Origin of the sequence: Nocardia cyriacigeorgica NBRC 100375 (genome assembly GCF_000308555.1) — a bacterium.
GTDB lineage: Bacteria > Actinomycetota > Actinomycetes > Mycobacteriales > Mycobacteriaceae > Nocardia > Nocardia cyriacigeorgica.
The window spans coordinates 1-25538 of the sequence record NZ_BAFY01000229.1 but is presented as its reverse complement, the minus strand read 5'-3'; the positions used below and the strand labels follow the sequence as shown (position 1 = coordinate 25538).

The window sequence follows — 25538 nt, the reverse complement described above, 5'->3', positions numbered from 1 at the left end:
CCATCGCGCACTTCATCGGCGGCCTGCCCGGCGTGCTCGTGGTCTTCGCCCTGCTGATCGGCCTGGCCGGCCTGATCTACCTGCGGTCGCGGCGCAATCCCGTCGACACCACCAACGTCAACGAATGGCCCGGTGACGGCCCCGCGGCCGGCGGCGGAGCGGCGGACACCGGCATCATCGAGGATGTGCGGCACGGTTCGGCGTCCGGCCCCGACACCGGACACAATCGTTCGGCCCAGGTTTAGGAGCTCCAAGTGCACACTCTTGTCACGAATCTGAACTCGCTGTGGAAGGTCGTCGCGGCCGGTCTGGTGTTCGGTGCGGGGCTGCCGATGATCTTCGCGTTCGGGGTGCGGTTCTGGTCGGCCTCGGAGACTCGCGCCGACGGCGGGGTGGTCCGGCGCAACTATCCGGCGCTCGCCGGGGCTCTGGTATGTCTGGGATTGGTGATCGCCGCGGTGGTGGCGGGCGTGCTCTATACGGCCAAGGCATTCCTCGCCGCCAGGTTCGGCATCCATCTGTTCGGCGAGTCCTGAAGGGCGTGTAGTGACCGATTCGACCAACCCCACCCAGCCCGACCCGGTGCGGCCGAAACTGCTCGGCCGGATCATCGGCTGGCTGCGCGCCGGCTACCCGCAGGGCGTGCCGCGCTCGGATTACGTCGCCCTGTTCGCCGTGCTGCACCGCCACCTCACCGACTACGAGGTGGCCGCCGTCGCGGAGGAGCTGGCACGGGAGAATCCGGAACGCGAGATCACCCTCGCCGATATCGAAGAAGCGATCGCCCGCATCGCCAAGGAGCAGCCCGCCCCGGACGACATCTCGCGCGTGGCCTCGCACCTGGCGGCCGGCGGCTGGCCGCTGGCCGAACCGCTCACCGAGCCCGATTGATGCCGTCATGCCACCATTCCTGAACGCCATCATCGACTGGTTGCGCGCCGGTTATCCCGAGGGTGTGCCGGAGTCGGATTACATCCCGCTGCTGGCGCTGCTGCGCCGCCGCCTCTCCGACGACGAGGTGCGCCAGATCGCCACCGAACTGCTGCGCTCCGGCGAGAACCCGGATCGCATCGACATCCAGGTGCTGATCACCAAGATCACCAACGAGATGCCGTCGGACACCGACGTGGAGCGCATCCAATCCCGCCTCGATCCACCCACCTGGCCCGAACCCTGAGCGATCCTCGCTCGACCGTGCTCGAGGCCGATGCGCGACACCGCAGCGTGATGAGTGGCGGCGCCGAGGTCGCTTCGTGTGCCGAATCCGCTTGGTGGCGGGTTCTCCGGCGCGAAACCTGTCGATCACAGAGTCGACGCGCACGCTCGGTCCCTTACGGGAGCAGCGCGCGAACGGTGTCGATGGTGTCGGCTTGGTCGGGCGTCTTGTCCGGGCGATAGCGCACGACCCGGGCGAAGCGGAGGGCGACGCCGCCCGGATAGCGGGTGCTGGTCTGCACGCCGTCCAGGGCGATCTCCACGACCAGCTCCGGCCAGAGGTAGACGGTGTGCTGGTCGCGGGTGCGTTCGTGACGGGGGAATTCGGCGGTCTGCCAGTGCAGCAGCGCGTCGGTGAGGCCCTTGAAGGTTTTGCCGACCATCACCGGTTCGCCGGACTCCGGGTCGCGGGCGCCGAGATGGAGATTGGACAGGTAGCCGGTGCGCCGGCCGTAGCCCCATTCCGCGCCGAGGACCAGCAGGTCGAGGGTGTGCGTCGGCTTGATCTTCAGCCAGGAACGGCCGCGCCGCCCCGCCGCGTACGGCGCGTCCAGGGATTTGATCATCACGCCTTCGTGCCCCGAGGCCAGCGCCCCGTCGAAGTACTCGGCCGCGGCCTCGGCATCGGGCCGGATCAGGGCCGGAATGCTGTGTTCCCCGGCCACTTTCGTCAACGCCGCGCGCCGCTCGAGCAGCGGCTCGTCCAGCAGATCGCGGCCGTCGAGATGCAGGCAGTCGAAGAAGTACGGATGCAGCAGCAGCTCGCGGGTGGAGGTCGGCATCGGCCGTAGCTCGGTCGGGACCGTCGGCTCCGAGCCGCCGAGGCCGCCCGAATCGCCCGTGCCGCCCGAATCCGCCGCGCTGCCCGAGCCGCCGGACGCGGCGGATTCGTCCGGGCCGGCGGAACCGGCGGCGTTGCCGGGTCCGCCCGGTGGCGCGACGGCAATGCTCTGCCCCGGATCAGCCGACGCGAACCGCGCCATCGTCTCCTGGAAGGGGCGCGGTCGCCCGGTGTCGGTGAGGGCGAGGGTTTCGCCGTCCAGCACCACGCTGGTGCAGTTCAGGCCCGCGACCAGCTCGACCAGCTCGGGAACGTTGGCGGTGATGTCGCGCAGGGTGCGGGTGAAGACCCACACCCGGTCGCCGTCGCGGTGCACCTGGATGCGGGCGCCGTCGAGTTTGTGTTCCACGCTGACGGCGCCGTCGAATTCGGCGAGGGCGTCGTCGAGCGCGGCGCCCGGGGAGGCGAGCATCGGCTGGATCGGACGGCCGACCTCCAGCCGGAATTCGCGCAGCGCCGCTTCGCCACCGTTCAAGGCGGCGATGGCGGTGACCGGCAGCTTTCCCGACAGCATGTAGGCGCGGCGCACCAACTCGAGCGGGACGTCGGCGGCGCGGGCCACCGCTTCGGTGACGACGGCGGTGAGGGCGCCTTGCCGCAGTTCACCGGTCAGCAGACGCAGCAGGAAGGCCTGCTCGTCCGCGGTCGCGGCGCGCCACAGCTCGCTCAGCAGGTGTTTGCGGCGGTTCGCCGAGCCGGGGCCGGAGGTGGCGGCCAGTTCGCCGAACAACTCGTCCACCCGGGCCGCGGTGAGGGCGGGAGTGTCGGCGGCCGTCTCGCCGAGCCCGGTAAGGGTGCGCCAGCCGGTCCCGATGCGGCCCTGCCGCAATTCCCCCGACACCCATGCGACAACGGCGGCGAGCTCGTCGGGCTGCGCCGCGCTCAGCAGCTCGGCCAGGGCGGCGATCTTCGTTTTCCGCGAGCGGGTGGCGCGGACGGTCTCCGACGCTCGCACGACATCGGTGAACAGCACCAGACGACGGTAACCCGCGGCTGTGGCATATGGCTCGAACCCGCTGCTAATTCTGCTATTGGCAGGTTTGCAAATCAGCCATAAGCTGGACGCATGGCCAAGACTTACGTCGGCGCGCGGCTTCGTCAGCTGCGGACCGAACGCGGGCTCAGCCAGGTCTCGCTCGCTCAACAACTGGAGATCTCGGCGAGCTATCTGAATCAGATCGAACATGATGTGCGTCCGCTCACCGTCCCGGTGCTGTTGCGGATCAACGAGGTGTTCGGCGTCGATGCCACCTTCTTCTCGTCGCAGGACGACACCCGGCTGATCGCCGAACTGCAAGAAGTGGTGATGGACGCCGAGCTCGGTATCGAGGCCGACGCCAAGGAGATCGCCGAAATCGTCTCCGCGCATCCGAGCATGGCGCGGGCGCTGGTGAACATGCACCGTCGCTACCGCAATACCAGCGCTCAGTTGGCCGCCGCCACCGAGGATCGTTTCGCCGACGGTTCGGGCAGTGCGACCATCAGCAAACCGCACGAGGAAGTGCGCGACTATTTCTATCAGCGGCAGAACTACATCCACGAATTGGACACCGCGGCAGAGGAACTCGCCAATCGCATCCGATTCCACGGCGGCGATGTGAACAGCGAGATCGCGCGGATGCTGCGCGCGCACGGCGTGCGGATCATCGAACGGATCGACCTCGGTGAGGGCGTGCTGCACCGCTATGACCCCGACAGTCTGCGACTCGAGATCGCACCGCATCTGTCCGGCGGCCAGCGCACCTTCAAACTCGCCGCCGAGCTCGCCTATTTCGAATGCGGGCCGCTGCTGGAAAGGCTGGTCGACGAAGGCAGTTTCGCCTCCGAGGACGCCAGGAAGCTGGCCATGCTCGGGCTGGCCAACTATTTCGCCGCGGCGACCGTGTTGCCGTACACGCATTTCCACGAGATCGCCGAGGATTTCCGCTACGACATCGAACGGCTCTCGGCGTTCTTCACCCAGAGTTACGAGACGATCTGTCACCGGCTGTCCACCCTGCAACGGCCGGAACTGCGCGGGGTGCCGTTCTCCTTCGTCCGGGTCGATCGCGCCGGCAACATGTCGAAACGCCAGTCCGCCACCGGTTTTCACTTCTCCTCCAGTGGCGGCACCTGCCCGCTGTGGAATGTGTACGAGACCTTCGCCTATCCAGGCAAGATCATGACCCAGATCGCGCAGATGCCCGACGGCCGCAAGTATCTGTGGGTGGCGCGCACCGTCGAGCGCCGTGCCACGGCCTACGGCCAGCCGAGCAAGACCTTCGCGATCGGGCTCGGCTGCGAGCTACGCCATGCCGGACGGGTGGTCTACGCCGACGGGATCGATCTCGGTGAAGCCAAGGCCACCCCCATCGGCGCGGGCTGTCGCGTCTGCGAGCGCGCCAACTGCCCGCAGCGCGCGTTTCCCCCGTTGGGCAAGGTGCTCGACATCAGCGAGCACCGCAGTTCGGTCTCCCCGTACGTGCTCAAGTAGGCAGTCAGGCCTGCGGCTGCACGGCTTCGGCGATCTCGCGGCCGCCTTCGGCGGAGATCTGCTCGACTCGCACGGTGGGTGCGAGGTGGCTGCGCAGGCGTCGATCGATTTCGCCGGCGACCGGGATGACGACGGCCGCGGCCGAGGTGGCGACGGCGTCGGTGAGGATCGCGGGCCAGTCCGGTACCGTCCGGGTCGACAGCGCCGCGATGACGGCGGCCGTGGCCGAATCGCCCGCTCCGGTCGGGTTGCCCGCGAGCGGTTCGGGCAGCGCGGCGGTCCACGCGCCCTCGGCGGTCACCGCGACCATGCCCTCGGCGCCGCGTTTGGCCAGCACCGCGAGCACGCCGTCCGCGATCAGAGGTCGAACCGATTCGACGACCTCGGCAGGGGTCTGCGGATCGGAATCGGTGAGCCGCCGTAGTTCACCGCGATTGGGGGTGAGCACCACCCCGGGCAGCCGCGCGGCCAGCCGCATCGCCGCACCGTCGAGATCGCAGATGGTCGGCACGCCGTGGTCGAGTGCGCTGCGCGCGATCTGGGCGGGCAGTTCCGGATCGATGCCGCCGGGTAGTGAGCCCGCGATGACCAGCCCGGAGATATCGGGTAGCAGTCCGGCCACCCGCACCGCGAGCTGTTCGGCCGCATGTGGATTGGTGATCCTGGCCCCCGGCTCCCAGAGTGCGGTGGCGGTACCGGAATCGGATTCGCTGATCACCACCGTCCGGCGCACCCAGGGCAGCGCGTGCACGAAATCGACCGGCAGCTCCAGCTCGGCCGCGGCGGCGAAGGCGTGGTCGGCGAAACCGGTGGCGCGGGCGTATTTGCCGAGCTGGTTGAGCACCCTGGTGACATTGATTCCCTTGCCCCCTATGCGCTGCTCGACCGATCGCACCCGATGCGCCCGACCCCGTTCGAGTTCTTCGACTCGATAGGTCATGTCGTAGGCGGGATTCATTGTCACGGTGAGGATCACGACCTCAACTGTCCACGCCTGCGCGGTGCGCGCAACCGCTGGGGTGGGATCGGCGCGGGTTTATCAGCCGTCCCGATGTTCGGCGGGGGCTTTTGTGCGATCGCCCGAAAACGGCGGCAGAGCGTCGCCGCCGCGGACGCCCGCGTGGGTAGTGTCCGCCGACGGGCATACGGCCGAACCGATCAGTCCTAGGTCGTGAGCGGGCGACGGCTGCTCATCGGCCGGGTCTGGTGCCGTGTGCCGCAGCGTGCGCACCCACACCGTGAAGCCCCACGCCACGAATCCCGCGTACACCAGATACAGCACCGCCGACGGGTAGTACCCGGCCCGCACGAGCAGCGGGATGCCGACGATGTCGACGCCGATCCAGATCAGCCAGAACTCGGCCCATCCGCGCGCCATTCCGTATGTGGCCAGCACCGACCCGGTGAAGATCCATGCCTCCGCCCACGGCCCATAGGAGCCGATCCAGGCGAAGACCTGGGCGAAACCCAGCGTGCCGACCGCCATCGCCGCGACGAGCAGCCACCGTTCCCATGCGGTCGCCCAGCGCGGATCGACGCCACGATGTTCGAGCCCGGTCTCGGCGCGCGCATAGCGATACCAACTCCACCAGCCGTAGGCGCTCACCGCGACGAACATCAGCTGACGGCCCGCCTGACCGGCCATGTTCAACTGCTGCGGGGTATTGAACACCCCGCCGACGAACACCGTGAACAGCAACGCGTTGCCCGCGATGCCGATCGGCCAGGCCCACACCCGCCGCCGCATCCCACCGAGCGCGGAGGCCATGCCGAAGCCGTTGCCGACGATTTCCCGCCACAGGATCTCCGAGCCGGCGATGTGCAGTTTGGCGTCGAGCAGGGCGAGGAACGGATTCACCCTGGGTGTAACCGGGCGCGGCCGCCATCTCATCCACAGGCAGGGGGTTCGAGTCGGGATGAGTCGAACTCGTCGTGGCTCAGATCGCGCGCTGGGCCAGTGTGCCGACCGATTGCCTGCGCTCGCCGGCTCGCCCGGCCGCGCGGCTGGTGCGGGCGGCCAGGAGTTCGGCGGCGATGGCGACCGCGGTTTCGGCCGGGGTGCGGGCACCGATGCTCAGGCCCGCGGGGGAGTGCAGGCGCGCGAGCAGGCTGTCGTCGAAACCGCCCGCGCGCAGATCGTCCATGCGGCGAGCGTGCACCGACGGTGAACCGAGTGCGGCGAGGTAGCCGACCTCGGGCAGCCGCAGCGCGACGGTGAGCAGCGGGATCTCGAATTTCGGATCCTGGGCGACCACGATGATGCCGGTGTCGGCGTCGATCTCACCGGCGGCCGAGAGCGTATTGAGGTATCGGTGCGGCCAATCCACCACTACTTCGGCGCCCGGAAAAGATTCCGGAGTAGCGAAATTGGGCCGGGTATCGCAGATGGTGATTCGATAACCGAGCAGTTGCCCCTGCGTCGACAATGCCGCGGCGAAGGAATTGGCCCCGAAGATGATCAGCCGCGGCGGCGGGGCGAACGAGGAGACGAAGATATCGGACTGCGGCAGCGAGACCAGTTCGGTGTTGTGCCGTTTGTCGGTGATCAGATGCTGGCCGATCACCTCCGGCTCGGGATTCCACACCACGGTGAAAACGGTGACCCGGCGATGCGCGGCGATTTCGGCGGCGACCGTAGGGAACTCCGGGAAGTGGTCGCGCGAGAACGGCTCGGTGAATACGTCGATCACGCCGTCGTCGCGGCCGGGGTCGAGTGAATTGGTGACGGTGAGCCGGTGCATGCCGCGCTGTCCGGTGCGGGCCGAGGTCGCGGTGGCCTCATAGGCGGCCTCTTCGATACCGCCTGCGGTGATCGAGCCGAAGACGCCGCCGTCGGGGTCGACCAGCATGGCCGCCCCCACGGGTAGATCGGTCGCACCATTGGTGCGCACAATGGTCGCCAATCCGCCGGTCCGGCCCGAGTGCCACACCCGCAACAGGTCGTCGACGATGTCCCGCATCACACAACTCCGATCCACCCGTGCGGCGCTCGCGCGGGCGTTCACCGGACGACGCCCGTCGCCGAAATCGGCGCACGTGACGCACACCATATCGTCCCCGGACTGCAAATAGGTGTGCGTGCCGCAATCTTGGGTAGCGCTCGTGTGAACGGCATGCCAAGGCTTGTGGCCGGTCACCAAGAAATGACGGATCGGCTGTGAAATGCGAGACATATCAACGGATTAGTGTCCTGGTCACAGCGATTTCAGACCATGGAATGCGCTACGGTACGGCCGCGGAATTCAAGCCCGGATGATCGATCCGTCGAGAGTGGTATTCGCCACACTGCGGCCAGTGCCGGGAAGTGGTGTGCGCCACAGTGCGGCGGGCGGTGTCCGAATGAATCGACACCGTCCGCCGCAGCGGATTCAGGAATGCTCGACCCGTATCAACACCGTCTCGCCCGTGGCGTCATCGACACCGTCGTTATCGGTCACGACATGCAGCCCGCCGTTCCCGGCGATCGCCATCCCCTCCACCTTCTCCTGCACCCAGCCATTGGTGGCGGACAGTTCCGGCAGCAGATCATGCACACGGGTCTTGGGCACGACCGCGGGCACCGCGGTTCCGGCAACACCTGGCTCGCCGGGGATCGCGACCCGGTAGACGCCCTTGACCGCGGCGGCGGGTCCACTGAGCTTGTCGCGTTCGAGCAACAGCAGCGAATCGCCGTCGACCGCGATCTCCGAGACGCCGATCCAGTCACCCTCGGTCGAGGTGGTCTCGAGCTGGTAGCCGTACCACTGCCATTCGCCCGACGCCGGTGCGTATTTCCCGATCCGCGTCACCCCCTTCGGATCGGACTTCAGCTCGCGCTGTAGCACCACCCACACCGTTTCCTCGGCGCCGGAGCCCTGAACAGCGACGCCCTCCAGCCCGTACTTGCCCAGTCCCGCGCTGATCTCGCCGGGCAGCGCGATGCGCCGTTCGACGACCCCGTCCTTCGCCACCTGCACCAGGCTGTTGCCAGGGCCTTCCTCGCCCTCGACGGCGAGGTAGAAGCCGCCGTCGGTACGCGCGGCGAGACCTTCGATATCCAAGTTCACCGGGGCACCGTGCTCGGTGATCGCCAGCTCGCTCTCGATGACGGCGGGTTCGGTCGACACATCGAGACCGAGGATCCGGGCAGGCCCGTACGCCGAGTCGGTGGCGGTGTAGAGACGGTCGGCGGCGGCCGGATCGGCACTCAGCGCGCCGAGCGCGCCCCAGCCGATCGGGGCACCGTTCGCGCCGTCGGCGGAGACGACCGACGGGAATCGCGCCGTGCTCTTACCTGCGAATTCGCTGCCGTAGCCGAAGACCGTCACCGCACCGCGCAGCCCCTTCTCCGCATCGTCTTCCTCCGACGACACCGCCAGCAGGTTGCGCGACGGGATCGGCAGGATCCCCTCCGGACCCACATTCGTCGCGAGGATCTGCCGAAACTCCGGCGCGGCCGGATCGGCGACGTCGTACACCGCGACGAAGTTGCCGCGCTCGGAACCGACCAGCACGACCGGCTTTCCGTCCAGTTCGGTGACCGCGAGACCCTCCGGTTCGGGCCCCTTCTTCTCGGCCCGGCCCTCGGTGTGCAGGCCGGTGCGCACGGTCAGCTGCTCGAACGAATTGCCCGCGTCCCACACCACCGCGCCGGTCGCGGCGTCGTAGACGGTCCAGCCACGGCTGCCGCCCTTCCAGTCGCCTTCGTTGGCCACCGCGATGTGACCCTCGCCGATCCAGCCGACGGCGTCGGGTTCGCGCGCGACGTCGGTGATCGAGCCGGACTGATCGATGGTGCCGTCCTCGGCGGTGTCGATGCCGTCGACGCTGACCTTGCCCGCCGAGAACACGGTGCGGACGGTCGCGGACGCGGCGTCGATGATGGCGATGCCGTTGTTCTCCTGCAACGTCACCGCCACTTCGCCGCGCGAGTTGATGCTCACGTACTCGGGCTCGAGGTCCTGCGGAGTGTCCAGACCGGCCTGGCGGGCGGCGTTCTCGTCGATGTGCACCGGGCGGGCCGACCATCGGTTCGGCTCGCCGCTGAGGTCGAGGAGCTGCACGAAACCGGTGGGCCGCTGGGGGAGATCGCCTTCCTCGCCGCCTTCCGGGGTGAACTTCTCATCCCGCTGGTTCTCCATCGCGATGGCGGCGCGGGTGCCGTCTTTGCTCACCGCGATGGAATCGGGTTGGCCACCCAGATCGATGCTGTGCACCTTGGTGCGGTCGCTGATCCGCACCACGTCCACCCGGCCGGACGGATGCGCGAAATCGCCTCCGCTGCTATCGATCACGACGAGCACGTAGTCGCCGGCCACTGCGACCGAGGTGGGCTGGTCGTCGGCATGGCCGAGCTGTTCGAGGGAGATCGTGCCCGCGCCCGCGGGTGCGGCCGGATCGCTGAGGTCGAGGAAGCCGATGCGCTTGCCCGGCGCGTCGGTGTAGATGAGCGTCTTGCCGTCCTCGGTGACCGCCGAGATCTCCGCGACGGTCTTGGTGTCCGGTGCGAGGTCTCCTGGCAGATTGCGGAAGACCGGATAGGTGGCCAATCGGTGGTAGCTGGTGGCGGCGTCGCGTTGCCAGCCGTCTGCTGCGGGCAGGCCCGCGTCGCCGTCATCGGATCCGCAGGCGACTGCGATCACCGAAACCGTTGCCACCGTGGCGATCAGCCACGGCCGTCTCATCCTGGCCACCATCGGCCCCTTCCTGCTCGGCACGCCTTCTCGCCGTGGCGAGAATTCCGGCGATCGTTACCCAGCCGAATGACGTCGTGGTGACCGGAGGATGAATGCTGCGCGGAGTTTGCCGGGTCGTGCACCCGGCCGGGTTGCGCGCTGTGTCAGGCGAAGAGGTCGCGCACGAACGGCAGCGAGTCGGGAAGCGAATCGTTGACAGCGCCGTCGTGGCCGGTTGGATAGGTGCGTAGGGTGACCGGTTCGCCCGCGGCGGCGAGGGTGGCGGCGAAACGCAGCGTCTGCGGGGTGATGACGTCGGTGTCGCGCAGGCCCTGGCCGAGGAACAGCGGCTTGTCGTAACCGGATTCGGGCAGGCCCAGGTAACCGCGCAGCAGCCCGTGCAGGTTCGGGATCTGGCCGAGCGGGCGGGCGAACAGATCGCCGACGACGACATTGTTCGCGCTCAGTTCGTCGCCGAAAGCCCCGATGCAGGCCTGCCGGGCGCGGGCGAGCCAGTCGCGGCCGGCCTGGGTGAGGAAGGACTCGATGTCGAGTTCGGGATAGGTGGTGCGCAGGCCGTTGAGGATGTAGAGCACGTACGCGGTGCTGTGCGCGCTCAGTTCGATCGGCGGCATGCCCGGCCCGAGCGGCAGCAGGATGTCCTCGATGTAGGCGGGCACACCGGTGCCCACCGCGCCGCGGTAATCCAGTTCCGGCCCGCCGAACTCGGTGGCGTAGCGCGCGGTGAACACCGCGGCGCCGCCACCCTGGGACTGGCCGACGACCACCCACTTGTTCGACAGCGTGTCGAATCGGCGGGTCGCCGCCTTCACCGCGTCGACCACATTGTGGGCCTCGACCACTCCGTTCAGATACGGATGCTCGCCCGGCCCGCCGAGACCGGCGTAGTCGGCGGCCACGATGGCGTAGCCCTGATCCAGCCAGGTGCCCAGATAGGCCCAGTCCCGCTGCACCGCACCGGGCCCGGCGATGCTGTAGGCGCAGTCGTCGCCGAGACCGACGGTGCCGTGCGCCCACGCGATCACCGGCCAGCCGCCCTCGGGCGCCTGTCCCGGCGGGAAGTAGACCGCGGCGCTGGTCTGCGTGGGGACATCGCCCGCGCCGGTGGAGGAGTAGGTGATGCGGACCGAGTTGACCGAACCGGGCAGGGTCGCCGCAGGCGCGAGCGGTTGGACCGAATCGACCACGCCGGTCGCCGGCGTTCCGGCCGGAGCTGCCTGAGCGCTGGGCAGCAACAGTGTCGCTGCGGCGCAGCCGGTGATGATGGCGGTGGTGATCCTGGTGGTCCGCATGGTGCTCCTGTCCGACGCACTGCGTCTCTGGCCGGCGCAGTGCTCCTCCTCGCGTGAGCCGTCGACGTGCTGGACGCTCGTCCGGGTGACGACTGGTGTCGAGTCTGCCCGATCGGTCAAGCGCGGCCATCGGCGACGACCGCGCTCACTCGGCGTCGTAGATCTCCGATAGATCATCGGCGCAGGTTCCGGTTCGACCGTGGTTCGGCGCGCCGCGCCGCCGTGCGGCGGGTGCGGCCGGATGATTCCGGCGGGTGCGAACAGGTGGTCGCCGATCTCCGATCCGGTGGCTTCGCGTGTCCGCACGTGACGGGTCGCACATCGGCTCGCCGGGCAGCTCTGTGAGTGTGCTCACAACCCGGCGTGCCTACCGCGCGGGATGCCGCACCACCCTCCGATCCCAAACAGTACGGGCGTTACGCTAAAACCGCATGTCAGCGCTACCCGCGAGTAGATTTCACGCTTGCAATTCGCCCGCAAATTTCGCAGAGTTAGCAAACTGCCGGTGAAACCTAGCTGAGATTCACAGTACCAACAGGTAGACGGCTATTTCTGGATGTGCCATCGTGTGGAAGTACACCCCTTGGGCCTAGCAAGCCTGCAAATTGCCGCTCCAGCAGTTCGAGCGAAACCTCCGTCAGCGGAGCACGAACGGTGCGGCACCGACCGAACGAGGAAGTGGAGTCACAGATGTCGACTGTCGGCACCCCGAAGACCGCTGCCGAAATCCAGCAGGATTGGGACACCAACCCCCGCTGGAAGGGCATCACCCGCAACTACACGGCCGATCAGGTCGTCAAGCTGCAGGGCACCGTCGTCGAGGAGCACACGCTCGCTCGCCGCGGCTCGGAGATCCTCTGGGATCTCGTCAACAACGAGGACTACATCAACTCGCTCGGCGCCCTCACCGGTAACCAGGCCGTGCAGCAGGTCCGCGCCGGCCTGAAGGCCATCTACCTGTCCGGTTGGCAGGTCGCCGGTGACGCCAACCTGTCCGGCCACACCTACCCGGACCAGTCGCTGTACCCGGCCAACTCGGTGCCGCAGGTCGTGCGCCGCATCAACAACGCGCTGCTGCGCGCCGACGAGATCGCCAAGGTCGAGGGCGACACCTCGGTCGAGAACTGGCTGGCCCCGATCGTCGCCGACGGTGAGGCCGGCTTCGGTGGCGCGCTCAACGTCTACGAGCTGCAGAAGGCCATGATCGCGGCCGGCGTCGCCGGTTCGCACTGGGAAGACCAGCTCGCCTCGGAGAAGAAGTGCGGTCACCTCGGTGGCAAGGTGCTGATCCCGACCCAGCAGCACATCCGCACCCTGACCTCGGCCCGCCTGGCTGCCGACGTCGCCGGCGTGCCCACCGTGATCATCGCCCGCACCGACGCCGAGGCGGCCACCCTGCTGACCTCCGACGTCGACGAGCGCGACCGCGAGTTCCTGGACGGCACCCGCACCTCCGAGGGCTTCTACGGCGTGAAGAACGGCATCGAGCCCTGCATCGCGCGTGCCAAGGCCTACGCCCCGTACTCCGACCTGATCTGGATGGAGACCGGCGTGCCGGACCTCGAGGTCGCCAAGAAGTTCGCCGAGGCCGTCAAGGCGGAGTTCCCGGACCAGCTGCTGGCCTACAACTGCTCGCCGTCCTTCAACTGGAAGGCGCACCTGGACGACGCGACCATCGCGAAGTTCCAGAAGGAGCTGGGCGCGATGGGCTTCAAGTTCCAGTTCATCACCCTGGCCGGCTTCCACTCGCTCAACTACGGCATGTTCGACCTGGCCCACGGCTACGCTCGCGAGGGCATGACCGCCTTCGTCGACCTGCAGGAGCGCGAGTTCAAGGCTGCTGCCGAGCGTGGCTTCACCGCCATCAAGCACCAGCGTGAGGTCGGTGCCGGCTACTTCGACAGCATCGCCACCACCGTCGACCCCAACACCTCGACGGCCGCCCTGAAGGGCTCCACCGAAGAGGGTCAGTTCCACTGATCTGCGTCTGATGGCGCCGCCTCCCGGGTGGCGCCATGAGGCCAACTCCATAGCGAGTCCTCTACCCCGGTAGGGGTGTACCGCCCTCCCGCCCGAACAGCCCCGGGCGGGAGGGCATCCCTATAACTTGATCAACCGAAGGTGCCGGTCACCACCGGGCGCCGACCACCCCGACAGCCAAGACCTACCCCAGGAGCTGGACGTGAGCAGCGAAAAGATTCAACGTGTCGGTGTCATCGGCGCCGGACAGATGGGTGCCGGAATCGCGGAGGTGTGTGCACGCGCGCACGTCGACGTGCTGGTCTACGAGCAGACCCGGGAGCTGGCCGCCGCCGGTCGCGCGCGCATTCTGCGCTCGCTCGATCGCGGCGTGAGCAGCGGCAAGATCACCGAACGCGAGCGCGAGCAGGCCGCCTGGCGGCTACGTTTCACCTCCGACCTGGGCGATTTCGCCGATCGCCAGCTGGTCGTCGAGGCCGTGCTCGAGGACGAGAAGGTCAAGACCGCCATCTTCTCCGAGCTGGACAAGGTCGTCACCGACCCGGCCGCCGTGCTGGCCTCCAACACCTCCTCCATCCCGATCATGAAGATCGCCGTCGCCACCAACAACCCCGAGCGGGTCGTCGGCATGCACTTCTTCAACCCGGTGCCGGTGCTGCCGCTGGTCGAGCTGGTCACCACGCTCAAGACCAGCGAGTCGGTGTCCGCGCGCGCCGAGGCGTTCGCCGGTGAGGTGCTGGGCAAGCAGGTCGTGCGTTCGGCCGACCGCTCCGGTTTCGTCGTCAATGCGCTGCTGGTGCCGTACCTGCTCTCGGCAATCCGCATGGTCGAGTCCGGCTTCGCCACCAAGGAAGACGTCGACAAGGCCATGGTGCTCGGCTGCGCCCACCCGATGGGCCCGCTCGCGCTGACCGACCTCGTCGGCCTCGACACTGTCAAGTCCATCGCCGACTCGATGTACGCCGAGTTCAAGGAGCCGCTGTACTCCGCCCCGCCGCTGCTGATGCGCATGGTGGAGGCCGGGCTGCTCGGCAAGAAGACCGGCGCCGGTTTCTACCAGTACAGCTCGTCCGCCTCTCCGCGTAATTAGCGGGAGCACCGTGCCGTCGGCGCTGGATACCCGTGCCGGCGGTTGAGCGCCGAACCGATTCTGGGCGTACCCGGCAAGTTACCCGGCCCGCACGAGATCAGTTGTCACGTTGGGTCGGGCTTGTCGGGCTTACCGGGTCACGGAGCTCACGGCGAGTGTCGTGACCCCTGGACTACTTCACTGGGTATCCGGTGGGTGCCCCCGCTGCCGGGCATAAGCTGCATCATGGCCGCCCGTGGAGCGGGCGTCACCGAGCGCAGCGTTCTGCGGCGTCCATCGTGGCTGGTGGAGGCCGATCAGGTGATCGAAAAGGAGTTTCCCGCTCATGGTCAACGTCACCAATGGTTTCGGGTCGAGCGTCCTCGGATATCCGCGGATCGGGCCGCACCGGGAGCTTAAGCGCGCGCTCGAAGCGTACTGGCATGGCAGCATCACGCGTGATGAGCTGCTCGAGGTCGGCCGCGATATCCAGGAGCGTCAGTTCGACGAGCTGGCCGCCACCGGATTGACCCAGGTGCCGGGCAACACCTTCTCCTTCTACGACCACATCCTCGACAACGCGCTGCTGTTCGGCGCGGTGCCGGCCCGGTTCCGGGACCTGCAGGAGGGGATGGATCCGCTCGACTTCTACTTCCTGATGGCGCGGGGCCGCCCCGACCTGCCGCCGCTGGAGCTGGTGCGGTTCTTCGGCACCAACTATCACTACCGTCAGCCCGAGCTGGACGAGAGCACCGAGTTCTCGCTGCATCCCGAGGCGCTGCTGGACGAATGGGATCGCGCCATGGCTCGCGGCATCGAGCTGCGGCCGGTGGTGCTCGGACCGCTGTCGCTGCTGCTGCTGTCCAAGGCCGGGCACATCCCCGGCGAGTCCGGCGGCTTCGACACACTGTCGTTGCTGGACAAACTGCTGCCGGTGTACGAGCAGCTGTTCGAGATCCTGGCCAAGCGCGGATCCACCTGCGTGCAGCTGGACGAGCCGTGCTTCACCAGCGAACGATCCGAGGCCGAGCTGGCCGCTTTCGAGCGGGCCTACGAGCGGCTGACGAAGGCGCCGCTGCGGCCGCGCATCCTGGTCACCGGCCAGTACGGCGATTTCGGTGAAGCGCTGACCATTCTGGCCCGCACCAATGTCGAGGCGATCGGACTCGACCTGGCCTCCTACCGGATGCGCCCGGAGGATCTGGCCAAGATCCCCGGCATCCGGCGCAAGCGCCTGTACGCGGGCGTGATCAGCGGCCAGAACGTCTGGCGCGCAGACCGTTACGTCACCCTGGAATACCTCAACGAGCTCGCCAAGGTCTGCCCCGACCTGGTGGTCTCCACCGGTACCACGCTGCTGCACGTGCCCTACGACGTGCTCGCCGAATACGACATCGAGGGCAATGTCGCCGACCGGCTCGCCTTCGCGAAACAGAAGGTGGGCGAGGTCGTTTCGCTGGCCAAGGCGCTCACCGAGGGCCCGTCGGACAAGTGGCGCAAGCGCCCGACCGAGGTGCACTTCAAGCAGAAGCACGCCGTGCGCCAGCGGGTGTACGCGATCACCCCGGACATGCGCGAACGCGAGCCGTACGCCGAGCGTCGCGCCGCCCAGCAGGCGAAGCTGAACCTGCCGCTGGTGCCCGCGACCACGCTCGGCTCCTTCCCGCAGACCGCCAAGATCCGCCAGGCCCGCTACGACCTGGGCGAAGGCCGGCTGTCCTACGACGAATACCGCAAGCGGATCGAAGCAGAGATCGAGGCGACCATCCGGTTGCAGGAAGACATCGGTCTTGATGTGCTCGTGCACGGTGAGCACGAGCGCAACGACATGATCCAGTACTTCGCCGAGCTGCTCGACGGCTTCGCCACCACGCATTTCGGCTGGGTGCAGGTCTACGGCTCGCGCTGCGTGCGGCCGCCGATCATCTACGGCGACGTCTCCCGTCCGGCGCCGATGTCGGTGGAATGGATCCGCTACGCGCAGTCGCTGACCGACAAGCCGGTCAAGGGTATGGTCACCGGTCCGGTCACCATGATCGCGCGGTCGTTCGTGCGCCAGGACCAGCCGCTGTACGAGACCGCCGACCAGGTGGCGTTGGCGATCCGCGACGAGGTGGTGGACCTGGAGAAGGCCGGCATCTCGATCATCCAGGTCGACGAACCCGCCATTCGTGAGCTGCTGCCTGCGCGCCCGGAGGGGCGTAAGGAGTACCTGCGCTGGGCTGTCGGTGCCTTCCGGCTCGCTACCTCCGGCGTCAAGCCGGAGACCCAGATCCACACGCACATCGGATATTCCGGTCGAGCCGAAGTGGTGGAGGCGATCGAACAGCTCGACGCCGACGTCACCGCGATCGTGGCCACCCGCTCGATCGAATGGGTGCTCAAGGCGCTCAAGGAGGATTGTGCCTCCGGTCAGGGCCTCAGCCACGGGGTCGGACCCGGTGTCTACGAAAGCCGTTCGGCGCGCATCCCCGATATCGATGAGCTGGACGAATTGCTCACCGCCGCAGCGGAAGCCGTGACGCCGCAGCGGCTGTGGGCGAATCCGGACGGTGGATTGAAGACCAGGCATTACTGGCAGTTGGAGCCGTCGCTGCGGAACATGGTCGCGGCGGCGCGACGGGTGCGGCGGCGCGCCGAGGCGGACGCCGCGGCCGAGACCGAAGCCGAATAGATCGAATCCGCAAGGGCCGTCTCCCTGTGTGCCGGGGAGGCGGCCTTTGTCGTGCTGCCGACGCTCGCGGGTCGCCTGTCGACGACGTTGCGGGGCGCGGCTGCGAGTAATCGTATGGGCGAAGGCCGCAAGCCCGACCCGGGAAGGCCGCAGGACCTACCGGCGGAGGCAGCGAGCCCTACCGTGGCGGGGTCGCGAGCCGATCGGTGAGGACGCGCAGCCCCGCGGTGAGTTGCTCGGGGGCGGGAACGCCGTCCGGATCGATCACCCATTGCACCAGCAAGCCGCAGATCAGGGTGTGCAATACCGCGCCGACCGCGTCATCGGGGTCGGCCTGGCCGAATTGCGCGAGCGCGTGCCTTGCCCGGTCCTGTGCCGCGCTGATCTCCGCGCGCAACTCGGTCGAATGCAGGGCCTGGGCAAGGCTTTCCATATTGGCCGACCACACGCCCGGATTCTGGCGGAACGAGCCGATCAGGGCACCGAGGAAGGCATCCAGCCGTGCGGTTCGGTCCCCGGGATCGTCGGGCAGTGAGTCGAGAATCTGCTGCACCGCGTCACCGCTCGACTCCATCATCGCCTGGTTGAGCAGGGCGTCGCGAGTGCCGAAGTGGTAGTTGATGGCGGCCAGATTGGTGCCGGAGGCGGCGACGATATCGCGCACCGTCGTGCGCGCGTAGCCGCGTTCGGCCAGGCATGTCTTCGCCGCTTCGAGTAGATCCTCGCGAGTTCCCACCTCGGCACCATAGCAAGCCGGCTGACGAGTGTTTGTGACATCCGTTTCAAACGTATGTCTGTGACAAATGTTTGAAACATCTGTATGTTCGGCGGTGCAGGCAGAACCGACGCATGAAACGAGATCCCGATGACCGAGCACCGTCCGCTGTCCCCTTTCGAGAGCGCCTACTTCACCCGCGACGCCCGGGTCGGCAGCGTCCGCACCGGCGGCATGCCGCTCTACATCGGCTCCACCGTGCGTGGCCGAGTGGATGAGGAACTACTGCGGCGGGCGTTGGATGAGGTCGTCGCCGCGCATCCGCTGCTGCGCAGTCAGGTGGTCGTCGACGCGGCCGGTGTCCAGCATTTCGTGGTCGACGACGACTGGCGGCCTCGGCTCGAGCTGCGTCCCGGAGCCGAGGCGGAATACTTCCGGCTGGTCAACGCGCCGGTGGACTGGTCGAGCGGGTTGCTGCGGGCCCATCTTCTGCGCGACGGCGACCGCGTGCAGATCGTGCTGGCCATCCATCACGGAATCGCCGATGGCAGATCGGCTTTCGCGCTGCTGGACCAACTGTGGCGGCACTACACCGCGCACGCGACGGGCGCGCCGATCCCGAGTGCGGCGACCGACCAGCGGATTCCCGAGGCGCTGGACGAGCGCATGGCCGAGATGGTGGACGAGTCCGCTGTATCGGAGTGGGTTGCGCAAGTCCGGGCCCAGGTCGCCGCCGCGGTACCCGGCTCAGCGCCGGCCGCGTTGCCGTACGACGGAAATGCCGACCCCGGTGGCCGATTCGCGATGGTGCGCATCGAATCGACCGCGAACGAGACCGCCGCGCTCATCGCCGCGGCACGCGCCCACGGTATCTCGGTCAACAGTCTGTTCACCGGTGCCGCACTGGTCGCCCTGCGGGAGCAGTTCGACGCCGCGGGCCCGCTGCTGTTGAACTGCGGACACGCGGCCGACCTGCGCTCACGAGTGAGCCCACCGATGACCGACAGCGTGCTGGTCAACTTCGCCTCCGGCATCGGGACGCCGGTATTCGTGGATGACGACGCCAGTCCCGTCGAGCTGAGCCTGCGAGTCGACGCCGGTGTCCGCGACGCCCTCGAACGACGGGAAGCCGCGATGGTGCTGCTGGCCGCGCGGCAGGTCGGTGACGATCCGGTCATGGCCGCGGTGCTGTCGGCTCCGCCGAGCTTCACCATCTCCAATATCGGCCGCCTGCCCGCACATTCGCTGCCCCGCGAGCTGGCCTTCGTGCGCGACGACATCTTCGCCATGGCGCCGGATATCTCGCCGAAGCTGACCGTCTTCACTGTCGGCGGCCGGATGACCGTGCAGATCGAATTCGATACCGCGCTCTACAGCCGCATGCGGCAGGAAAAGGTACGCGCCGCGCTGGCGGCGACGCTGCGTGGAATCACCGTCGCGGCGACGGCAGGTCTGGGGTGAGGCGGGGGCCGGGTTCCGTCCGGTCATAGCGGCAGATGTGACGTACCTCCCAGTCGGGGCGGGGCTGCCGAGATCGCGGCCGTGACCGGTGATCTGGGGGCACGGGGTGGGATCGGGTTCGCTGCGGCCCCGTCGGCAGGCACTGCGGACGGCGTGGATGCGGTAGGGTTGCGGAGGTTCCGTGCGCTGATCGTTCGCGCAGGTTCCCAACTCCGTCGTGGATGTTCACCTTTCGCGCCGGTCATCGCGGCGCTGCCACCATCGGGTGAGGATTCGAGTCCTGCGCGACGCTGCGGTCTCGCTCCGATGCCGGAAAGGCACCTGTTATCTCTATGTCCGACAAAGCTTCTGCCGCCGTGTCCACGGCTGCCCCCGTCGCGCCCTTCACCGAATTCGGTGTGCGCGCCGCACTGATCGATGCGATGAACGCCGCCGGCATCACCGGCGCGTTCCCGATCCAAGCCGCCACCCTGCCCGACACCATGGCCGGGCGCGATGTGCTCGCCCGCGGTAAGACCGGCAGCGGCAAGACTCTCGCGTTCAGCATCCCCATGGTCGAGCGGCTTGCCGGCGCGAGCAGCAGGCCAGGTCATCCGGCCGGGCTGATCCTCGCGCCTACCCGCGAGTTGGCCACCCAGATCGCGGCCACCGTCGACATGCTGGCCCGGCCCTGCGGGCTGCGCGTGGTCACCATCTTCGGTGGCGTGCCGGTGAACCGGCAGACCCGTGACCTCCGTGCCGGCGCCGATATCGTCGTCGCCTGCCCGGGCCGGCTCGAGGACCTGATGCGCCAGGGCGTCGTTTCGCTCGACGCGGTGCGGATCAGCATCCTCGACGAGGCCGACCACATGGCCGACCTCGGCTTCCTGCCCGCCGTCACCCGCATCCTCACCGCCACCCCGGCCGGCGGCCAGCGGCTGCTGTTCTCGGCCACCCTCGACAACGAGGTGGACCGGCTGGTCAAGCGGTTCCTGCGGGAGCCGGTGACGCATTCGGTCGATACCGCCGCCAGCCCGGTGCCGACCATGACCCACCACGTGTTCGAGGTGGCCGGCGCCGACGCCAAGAAGGATCTGGTGCGCGCACTGGCCTCCGGTACCGGCCGCCGCATCCTGTTCATGCGGACCAAACACCATGCCCGCAGGCTCGCCAAGCAGCTCACCGACTCCGGCATCCCGGCGGCCGACCTGCACGGCAACCTCTCCCAGGCCGCCCGTGACCGCAACCTCAGCGCCTTCGCCGACGGTTCGACGCGGGTCCTGGTGGCCACCGATATCGCGGCGCGCGGTGTTCACGTCGACGACGTCGAACTGGTCGTGCACGTCGACCCGCCCGCCGAGCACAAGGCCTACCTGCACCGCTCCGGCCGCACCGCGCGTGCGGGCGGCTCCGGTGACGTCGTCACCGTGGTGCTGCCCGAGCAGCGCAAGGACGTCGCGGTGCTGCTGCGCAAGGCCGGTCTCACCGTCACCCCGCAGCGAGCCAGCGCGACCTCCCCGGCGGTGACCGCCCTGATCGGCGCGGTGGCCGCGCCCGAGCATCGCGCGCCGAGTCCGCGTCAGGACGAGCGTGGAACTCGCGGCTTCCGTCGTAATGCCGAGCCCGCGCAGTCCGCCGGTCGCGGCGGTTCGCGGCGCAATCGCCCGGCGGCGGGCCGAGCGGCCACCGAACATCGGGTCGACGGCCGCCGGGGCGGTGAGCACGGCGACCGCAACGGACGTCAGGGCGAGCGCCGCGGTGCCCGTGCAACGGATGCCCGCCACAGCGACGGCCAGGGCCGCACCCGTCAGCCGGCCCGTCGCGGCGAGCAGGCCGGCCGATCCGATCGGTCCGGTGCTCCGCACGGCTCGAACGCGCGCGGCCACAACGCCGACACTGCCCGGCGGTTCGAGGACTCGGCACCGGCCGGGTCGGGCAGTCGTCAGCGCCGCCCGCGCCGGGCCACTCGCGCGGCAGGCTGAGCGGAAACGCCACAGCGGCGGCAGCCGGTCCGAACGGTGGCAGGATGGTCGAGGAACGGTCATCCAGCTCCGGTCGGCCCGGCTGCCGCCTTCTTTGCATTACTCACGCGGTAGGTCGGGTCCACGCGGCGCCCGATCCACTACCCAGCAGCACCGCCCGCCGAGCGGGCCCGGAACACTGGGCGATGCAGCGGACAGTTGGCAAACACCCGCATGCGGCGGTAGGCATGAACGCATGAGTACTGCTACCGCTTACGCCATGGCCGGACCGGACGCGCCGTTCGAGAAGGTCGCCATCGAACGTCGTGAGCTGGGACCACACGATGTGCTGATCGACATCAAGTACGCGGGCATCTGCCACTCCGACATCCACACCGCCCGCAACGAATGGGGCGGCGCGAACTACCCGTGCGTGCCGGGGCACGAGATCGCGGGGATCGTCGCGGCGGTCGGTTCCGCGGTGACCAGGCACAAGGTCGGCGACCGGGTCGGCGTCGGCTGCATGGTCGATTCCTGCGGGGTCTGCCGGGCCTGCCTGGCCGGTGAGGAGCAGTACTGCACCGGCGGGTCGACGATGACCTACAACACGCCCGTCCCCGAGACGGTGCAACCGGGCGGCTACACCATGGGCGGCTACTCCACCCAGGTCGTGGTGACCGAGAACTTCGTGCTGTCCATCCCCGACGGCCTCGACCTCGATGTCGCCGCGCCGCTGCTGTGCGCGGGCATCACCCTGTTCTCGCCGCTGCGGCACTGGCAGGCCGGGCCGGGCAAGAAGGTCGCCATCATCGGCATGGGCGGGCTCGGGCACGTCGGGGTGAAGATCGCCGCCGCCCTCGGCGCCGAGGTCACCGTACTCAGCCACTCGCTGAGCAAACAGGACGACGGCAAGCGTTTCGGCGCCCACCACTACTACGCCACCAGCGACAAGCAGACCTTCCGTGAGCTGCGCGGCACCTTCGACCTGATCATCAACACCGTCTCGGCCGACCTGCCGATCGACTCCTACATGAAGCTGCTCGCCCTCGACGGCACCCTGGTCATCCTCGGCCTGCCCGAGCAGCCGCTGGCGGTGCGCCCGATGACGCTGGCCGGCTACCGCCGCTCACTGTCGGGTTCGATGATCGGCGGCATCGCCCAGACCCAGGAGATGCTGAACTTCTGCGCCGAGCACGGCATCGGCGCCGAGATCGAGGTGATCGCCGCCGACGAGCTCGACGGCGCCTACGACCGCGTCGTCGCCAGCGACGTGCGGTACCGCTTCGTCATCGACGTCGCCACCATGTGACGCGTCGGACGGTAGCCGGGCTCCCACCTGGGTAACTTGACGGGGTGGCTGCCGAGGACGATCAGAGACCAGCAGACCGGCCCGATTCCGCGGGCCAACTGAATCCGCCACCGTGGCTGTTGCGGGCGTTCCTGCTCGCCGCGGCGACGGTGGCGGGCTTCGTCGCGGCGTTCTGGCTGCTGCAGCAATTGCAGGGGCTGCTGACGGTGCTGATGGTGTCGCTGTTCCTCGCCTTCGCCATCGAGCCCGCGGTGAACTGGCTGGCCCGGCACGGCTGGCGGCGCGGCCCGGCTACCGGCGTGGTGTTCCTCACCCTGTTGCTCGTCGTGGTCGCTTTCGTATGGACGCTGGGTTCGCTGCTGGTCGAGCAGGTCACCACGCTGGTGGAGAACGCGCCGCGCTATGCCGACGAGGCCGTCGACCTGATCAACGAGACCTTCCACACCGAGATGTCGGGCGACGACATCGAGAAGTACGCCACCGAATGGAGTTCCAGTCTCGAGGGCCCGGCGATGGGGCTGGCCGGCAATGTGTGGGGCATCGGCACCACCGCGGTGGCGGCGCTGTTCCAGGCGCTCGGGGTGCTGCTGTTCACCTACTATTTCGCCGCCGACGGTCCCCGCTTCCGCAACGCGGTCTGCTCGCTGCTGCCGCCGCGCAGACAGCGACATGTGTTGCGGGCCTGGGATATCGCGGTGGAGAAGACCGGCGGCTACATCTACTCGCGTGGGCTGCTCGCGCTGGTGTCGACGCTGGCGCACTACATCATGCTGCGGGTGCTCGATGTGCCGTCGGCGTTCGCGCTGGCGCTGTGGGTGGGTGTGGTCTCGCAGTTCATCCCGACCGTCGGCACCTATCTGGCCGGCGCGCTGCCGGTGGTGGTCGCGGTGGTCAACAATCCGCCCGACGGGCTGTGGGTGCTCGGATTCATCATCCTCTACCAGCAGTTCGAGAACTATGTGCTGCAACCGAGAATCACCGCGACCACCCTGGACATGCATCCGGCGGTGGCTTTCGGCGCGGTCTTGGCGGGCGCGGCGATATTGGGGCCGACGGGGGCGTTGCTGGCTATCCCGGTGACGGCCACCTTGCAGGCGTTCGCGGGCGCTTACATCCGCCGCTACGACGTGGAAGTGCCGACCGAGAACGCGCCGCCGCCGCTGCCCAAACCCGAACGGCCGCACCACCGGTTGATCCGCGTCCGGCGCCGTAAATCAGACTGATTCGGGCGTGATTGCCCAGCTCACCGCGCTGCGACGGGAATTCGCGAGCCTCGAGCCGAGCACTCGGGCGACAATGGAGTGATCGGCTGCGGGTGAAGTGGGAGGCGCATGGACGGCGACCGGCACGATTCGCGCGATGACCAGCGGGCCGACCACCCCCGTCGACGGGGCGGTGCCGGCCGGCTGGGCGCGGCCGTCTTCGCCACGATCCTGGCCATTGCGGCCTTCCTCGGTTACCGCGGTGAGCTGCCCGGCTGGCCGACGCTGGAGCGGGTGCCCGCCGCCGCACCGGCCGTCGTCGCGCCGCGTCCGCCGCTGGATCCGGTGGCCGTGGCGGCCGGGATCGAGCCGGTGCTGGTGAACATCAACGTCGCCACCAAGCCGTTCGGGGTGGGCGCCGCCGGGTCGGGGATCGTGCTGACCGCCGACGGCCAGGTGCTCACCAGCCATCACGTCGTCAAGGGCGCCGAGTCGGTGAAGGTCACCCGGGTCTCCGACGGCCTGGTCTACGACGCGCAGGTGCTCGGCTACGACTCCAGCACCGATATCGCGCTGCTCGGGTTGGTCGGTGCGACCGGCCTGACCACGGCCCGGCTCGGCAGTTCGGCGGGTTTGCGGTTGCGCGATGAGGTGCTCGCCATCGGCAATGCCGGTGGCACCGGTGAGCCGACCGCCGTGGCCGGGCGCATCTCCGATCTGGACAGCACCATCCTGGCGTTGAATTCGGCGGATCTGTCCCGCAAGGCGCTGTCCGGGATGGTCGAGATCAGTGCCGAGGTGAGTTCGGGCCAATCCGGTGGCGCGCTGGCCGACCACTCGGGGGCGGTGGTCGGGGTGATCGCCGCGGCCTCCGGTGACCAGGAGGACGAGGACCCCGGTGTGCAGGCGCAACGCCCGCCCGTGGGCTATGCGGTGCCCATCGACACTGCCATGCGGGTGGTGCGCCAGATCCGTTCCGGAACCCCCACCGAGACCGTGCACGTCGGCCCCACCGCCACGCTCGGTGTGCTGATCTCCGACGCCAGGCCCAGCGGCGCACGGGTCGACGTCGCCATCTACGGCCTGCCTGCGCACAATGCCGGCCTGGCCGACGGCGAGATCATCACCTCGATCGACGGCAAGACCGTCACCAGCGCACGCGCCCTGCGCGCCGCGATCAACAAGCACAAACCGAACGACATCGTCGAGCTGGGCGTCAGCGGGCCGGGCGGGCAGCGCACCATCCGCGTCGTCCTCGCGCGGGGTACCCCGAACTAGCTCGCGCTCAGACCAGCGACAGCCAGTAGTCCTGGAAACGCAGGAAGATCAGCAGCAACACCACCGCGTAGAACAGCGCGACGAGCGTCCACCGCCATTCCGCGACCACCCGCATCGGCCCACGCGAACCACCCCACAGCGTCTGGGTGACGACGGCGAGCAGCGGCGTGATGATGGCCCACACGACCATGCAGTACGGGCACAGCGCGCCGATCCGGTACAGGCTCTGGAAGATCAGCCAGCAGATGAACACCGTGCCCGCGATGGTGCCGAGCCACAGCCCCACCCAGATCCAGCGCGGCAGTCCCACGCCGGCCACCGCGAGCACTGCCAGCGTGACGACCACCGCGAATCCGGCGACGCCGATGATCGGGTTGGGGAACCCGAACAGCGACGCCTGGTCGGTGGTCATCA

General features: G+C 68.4%; 19 protein-coding genes and 2 pseudogenes. 13 read left to right on the top strand and 8 right to left on the bottom strand.

The annotated features are described in order from the left end of the window. The 4 genes and pseudogenes from RJ05_RS23600 to RJ05_RS23585 form a co-directional block, all read left to right on the top strand. A pseudogene (locus RJ05_RS23600) lies at nucleotides 1-245 on the top strand (inorganic phosphate transporter); the annotation flags it as partial. A gap of 9 nt (nucleotides 246-254) precedes the next feature. After that, nucleotides 255-536: a hypothetical protein gene (locus RJ05_RS23595; protein WP_036540679.1), complete on the top strand. Its 282-nt coding sequence runs from the start codon at nucleotides 255-257 to the stop codon at nucleotides 534-536. A gap of 10 nt (nucleotides 537-546) precedes the next feature. Then, nucleotides 547-891, top strand: coding sequence for a DUF3349 domain-containing protein (locus RJ05_RS23590; protein ID WP_051016842.1), 345 nt, complete (start codon nucleotides 547-549; stop codon nucleotides 889-891). 7 nt (nucleotides 892-898) lie between these two features. Then, nucleotides 899-1177: a DUF3349 domain-containing protein gene (locus RJ05_RS23585; RefSeq protein ID WP_036540677.1), complete on the top strand. Its 279-nt coding sequence runs from the start codon at nucleotides 899-901 to the stop codon at nucleotides 1175-1177. Nucleotides 1178-1331: 154 nt separating this feature from the next. Here the strand turns inward: RJ05_RS23585 and RJ05_RS23580 are convergent, their stop codons facing one another. Then, nucleotides 1332-3029, bottom strand: coding sequence for an ATP-dependent DNA ligase (locus RJ05_RS23580; RefSeq protein WP_036540676.1), 1698 nt, complete (start codon nucleotides 3027-3029; stop codon nucleotides 1332-1334). 93 nt (nucleotides 3030-3122) lie between these two features. On the opposite strand from RJ05_RS23580, the gene ramB reads away from it, so the two are divergent. Continuing rightward, nucleotides 3123-4529, top strand: coding sequence for an acetate metabolism transcriptional regulator RamB (gene ramB, locus RJ05_RS23575; protein ID WP_036540675.1), 1407 nt, complete (start codon nucleotides 3123-3125; stop codon nucleotides 4527-4529). A gap of 4 nt (nucleotides 4530-4533) precedes the next feature. On the opposite strand, the gene RJ05_RS23570 is transcribed toward ramB, so the two are convergent. The 5 genes and pseudogenes from RJ05_RS23570 to RJ05_RS23550 all read right to left on the bottom strand — a co-directional run bounded on the left by RJ05_RS23570 (nucleotide 4534) and on the right by RJ05_RS23550 (nucleotide 11496). Beyond that, the gene (locus RJ05_RS23570) at nucleotides 4534-5505 is read right to left on the bottom strand and encodes a hexose kinase (RefSeq protein WP_081597495.1); all 972 of its coding nucleotides are present in this window, start codon (nucleotides 5503-5505) and stop codon (nucleotides 4534-4536) included. 249 nt (nucleotides 5506-5754) lie between these two features. Continuing rightward, nucleotides 5755-6387 (bottom strand): annotated as a pseudogene (locus RJ05_RS23565) (nicotinamide mononucleotide transporter family protein); the annotation flags it as partial. A 79-nt stretch (nucleotides 6388-6466) separates the two neighbouring features. Beyond that, nucleotides 6467-7489: an XdhC family protein gene (locus RJ05_RS23560; RefSeq protein ID WP_036540688.1), complete on the bottom strand. Its 1023-nt coding sequence runs from the start codon at nucleotides 7487-7489 to the stop codon at nucleotides 6467-6469. 408 nt (nucleotides 7490-7897) lie between these two features. Beyond that, nucleotides 7898-10204, bottom strand: coding sequence for an esterase-like activity of phytase family protein (locus RJ05_RS23555; RefSeq protein ID WP_036540674.1), 2307 nt, complete (start codon nucleotides 10202-10204; stop codon nucleotides 7898-7900). A gap of 143 nt (nucleotides 10205-10347) precedes the next feature. After that, nucleotides 10348-11496: an alpha/beta hydrolase family protein gene (locus tag RJ05_RS23550; RefSeq protein WP_036540685.1), complete on the bottom strand. Its 1149-nt coding sequence runs from the start codon at nucleotides 11494-11496 to the stop codon at nucleotides 10348-10350. 690 nt (nucleotides 11497-12186) lie between these two features. Between RJ05_RS23550 and aceA the strand changes: the two genes are divergently transcribed. The 3 genes from aceA (at nucleotide 12187) to metE (ending at nucleotide 17219) form a co-directional block, all read left to right on the top strand. Then, the gene (gene aceA, locus RJ05_RS23545) at nucleotides 12187-13476 is read left to right on the top strand and encodes an isocitrate lyase (RefSeq protein WP_036540673.1); all 1290 of its coding nucleotides are present in this window, start codon (nucleotides 12187-12189) and stop codon (nucleotides 13474-13476) included. Between the two features lie 202 nt (nucleotides 13477-13678). Further along, entirely contained in the window at nucleotides 13679-14566 is an 888-nt protein-coding gene (locus RJ05_RS23540; protein WP_036540672.1) for a 3-hydroxybutyryl-CoA dehydrogenase, read from the top strand. Nucleotides 14567-14891: 325 nt separating this feature from the next. Further along, nucleotides 14892-17219: a 5-methyltetrahydropteroyltriglutamate--homocysteine S-methyltransferase gene (gene metE / locus RJ05_RS23535; RefSeq protein ID WP_036540670.1), complete on the top strand. Its 2328-nt coding sequence runs from the start codon at nucleotides 14892-14894 to the stop codon at nucleotides 17217-17219. Nucleotides 17220-17397: 178 nt separating this feature from the next. Here the strand turns inward: metE and RJ05_RS23530 are convergent, their stop codons facing one another. Further along, entirely contained in the window at nucleotides 17398-17955 is a 558-nt protein-coding gene (locus RJ05_RS23530) for a TetR/AcrR family transcriptional regulator (protein WP_036540669.1), read from the bottom strand. Between the two features lie 129 nt (nucleotides 17956-18084). On the opposite strand from RJ05_RS23530, the gene RJ05_RS23525 reads away from it, so the two are divergent. The 5 genes from RJ05_RS23525 to RJ05_RS23505 all read left to right on the top strand — a co-directional run bounded on the left by RJ05_RS23525 (nucleotide 18085) and on the right by RJ05_RS23505 (nucleotide 25124). Continuing rightward, nucleotides 18085-19395: a phthiocerol/phthiodiolone dimycocerosyl transferase family protein gene (locus RJ05_RS23525; RefSeq protein WP_036540668.1), complete on the top strand. Its 1311-nt coding sequence runs from the start codon at nucleotides 18085-18087 to the stop codon at nucleotides 19393-19395. Between the two features lie 332 nt (nucleotides 19396-19727). Continuing rightward, nucleotides 19728-21356, top strand: a complete 1629-nt coding sequence (locus RJ05_RS23520) for a DEAD/DEAH box helicase (protein WP_036540666.1) — start codon at nucleotides 19728-19730, stop codon at nucleotides 21354-21356. 235 nt (nucleotides 21357-21591) lie between these two features. Continuing rightward, complete coding sequence (locus tag RJ05_RS23515) at nucleotides 21592-22644, top strand: NAD(P)-dependent alcohol dehydrogenase (RefSeq protein WP_036540665.1); 1053 nt, start codon at nucleotides 21592-21594, stop codon at nucleotides 22642-22644. Between the two features lie 44 nt (nucleotides 22645-22688). Beyond that, nucleotides 22689-23867, top strand: a complete 1179-nt coding sequence (locus RJ05_RS23510) for an AI-2E family transporter (protein ID WP_036540664.1) — start codon at nucleotides 22689-22691, stop codon at nucleotides 23865-23867. 108 nt (nucleotides 23868-23975) lie between these two features. Next, complete coding sequence (locus RJ05_RS23505; protein ID WP_051016841.1) at nucleotides 23976-25124, top strand: S1C family serine protease; 1149 nt, start codon at nucleotides 23976-23978, stop codon at nucleotides 25122-25124. Between the two features lie 7 nt (nucleotides 25125-25131). On the opposite strand, the gene RJ05_RS23500 is transcribed toward RJ05_RS23505, so the two are convergent. Then, a partial coding sequence (locus RJ05_RS23500; protein WP_036540663.1) for a vitamin K epoxide reductase family protein occupies nucleotides 25132-25538 on the bottom strand: 407 nt, incomplete at its 5' end.

Coding starts and splice junctions, on each gene's coding strand:
- RJ05_RS23550 (WP_036540685.1), bottom strand. CDS start 11,496: ATGCGGACCACCAGGATCACCACCGCCATCATCACCGGCTGCGCCGCA.
- ramB (WP_036540675.1), top strand. CDS start 3,123: ATGGCCAAGACTTACGTCGGCGCGCGGCTTCGTCAGCTGCGGACCGAA.
- RJ05_RS23555 (WP_036540674.1), bottom strand. CDS start 10,204: ATGGTGGCCAGGATGAGACGGCCGTGGCTGATCGCCACGGTGGCAACG.
- RJ05_RS23525 (WP_036540668.1), top strand. CDS start 18,085: ATGACCGAGCACCGTCCGCTGTCCCCTTTCGAGAGCGCCTACTTCACC.
- RJ05_RS23560 (WP_036540688.1), bottom strand. CDS start 7,489: ATGCGGGACATCGTCGACGACCTGTTGCGGGTGTGGCACTCGGGCCGG.
- RJ05_RS23505 (WP_051016841.1), top strand. CDS start 23,976: ATGGACGGCGACCGGCACGATTCGCGCGATGACCAGCGGGCCGACCAC.
- aceA (WP_036540673.1), top strand. CDS start 12,187: ATGTCGACTGTCGGCACCCCGAAGACCGCTGCCGAAATCCAGCAGGAT.
- RJ05_RS23515 (WP_036540665.1), top strand. CDS start 21,592: ATGAGTACTGCTACCGCTTACGCCATGGCCGGACCGGACGCGCCGTTC.
- RJ05_RS23585 (WP_036540677.1), top strand. CDS start 899: ATGCCACCATTCCTGAACGCCATCATCGACTGGTTGCGCGCCGGTTAT.
- RJ05_RS23520 (WP_036540666.1), top strand. CDS start 19,728: ATGTCCGACAAAGCTTCTGCCGCCGTGTCCACGGCTGCCCCCGTCGCG.
- metE (WP_036540670.1), top strand. CDS start 14,892: ATGGTCAACGTCACCAATGGTTTCGGGTCGAGCGTCCTCGGATATCCG.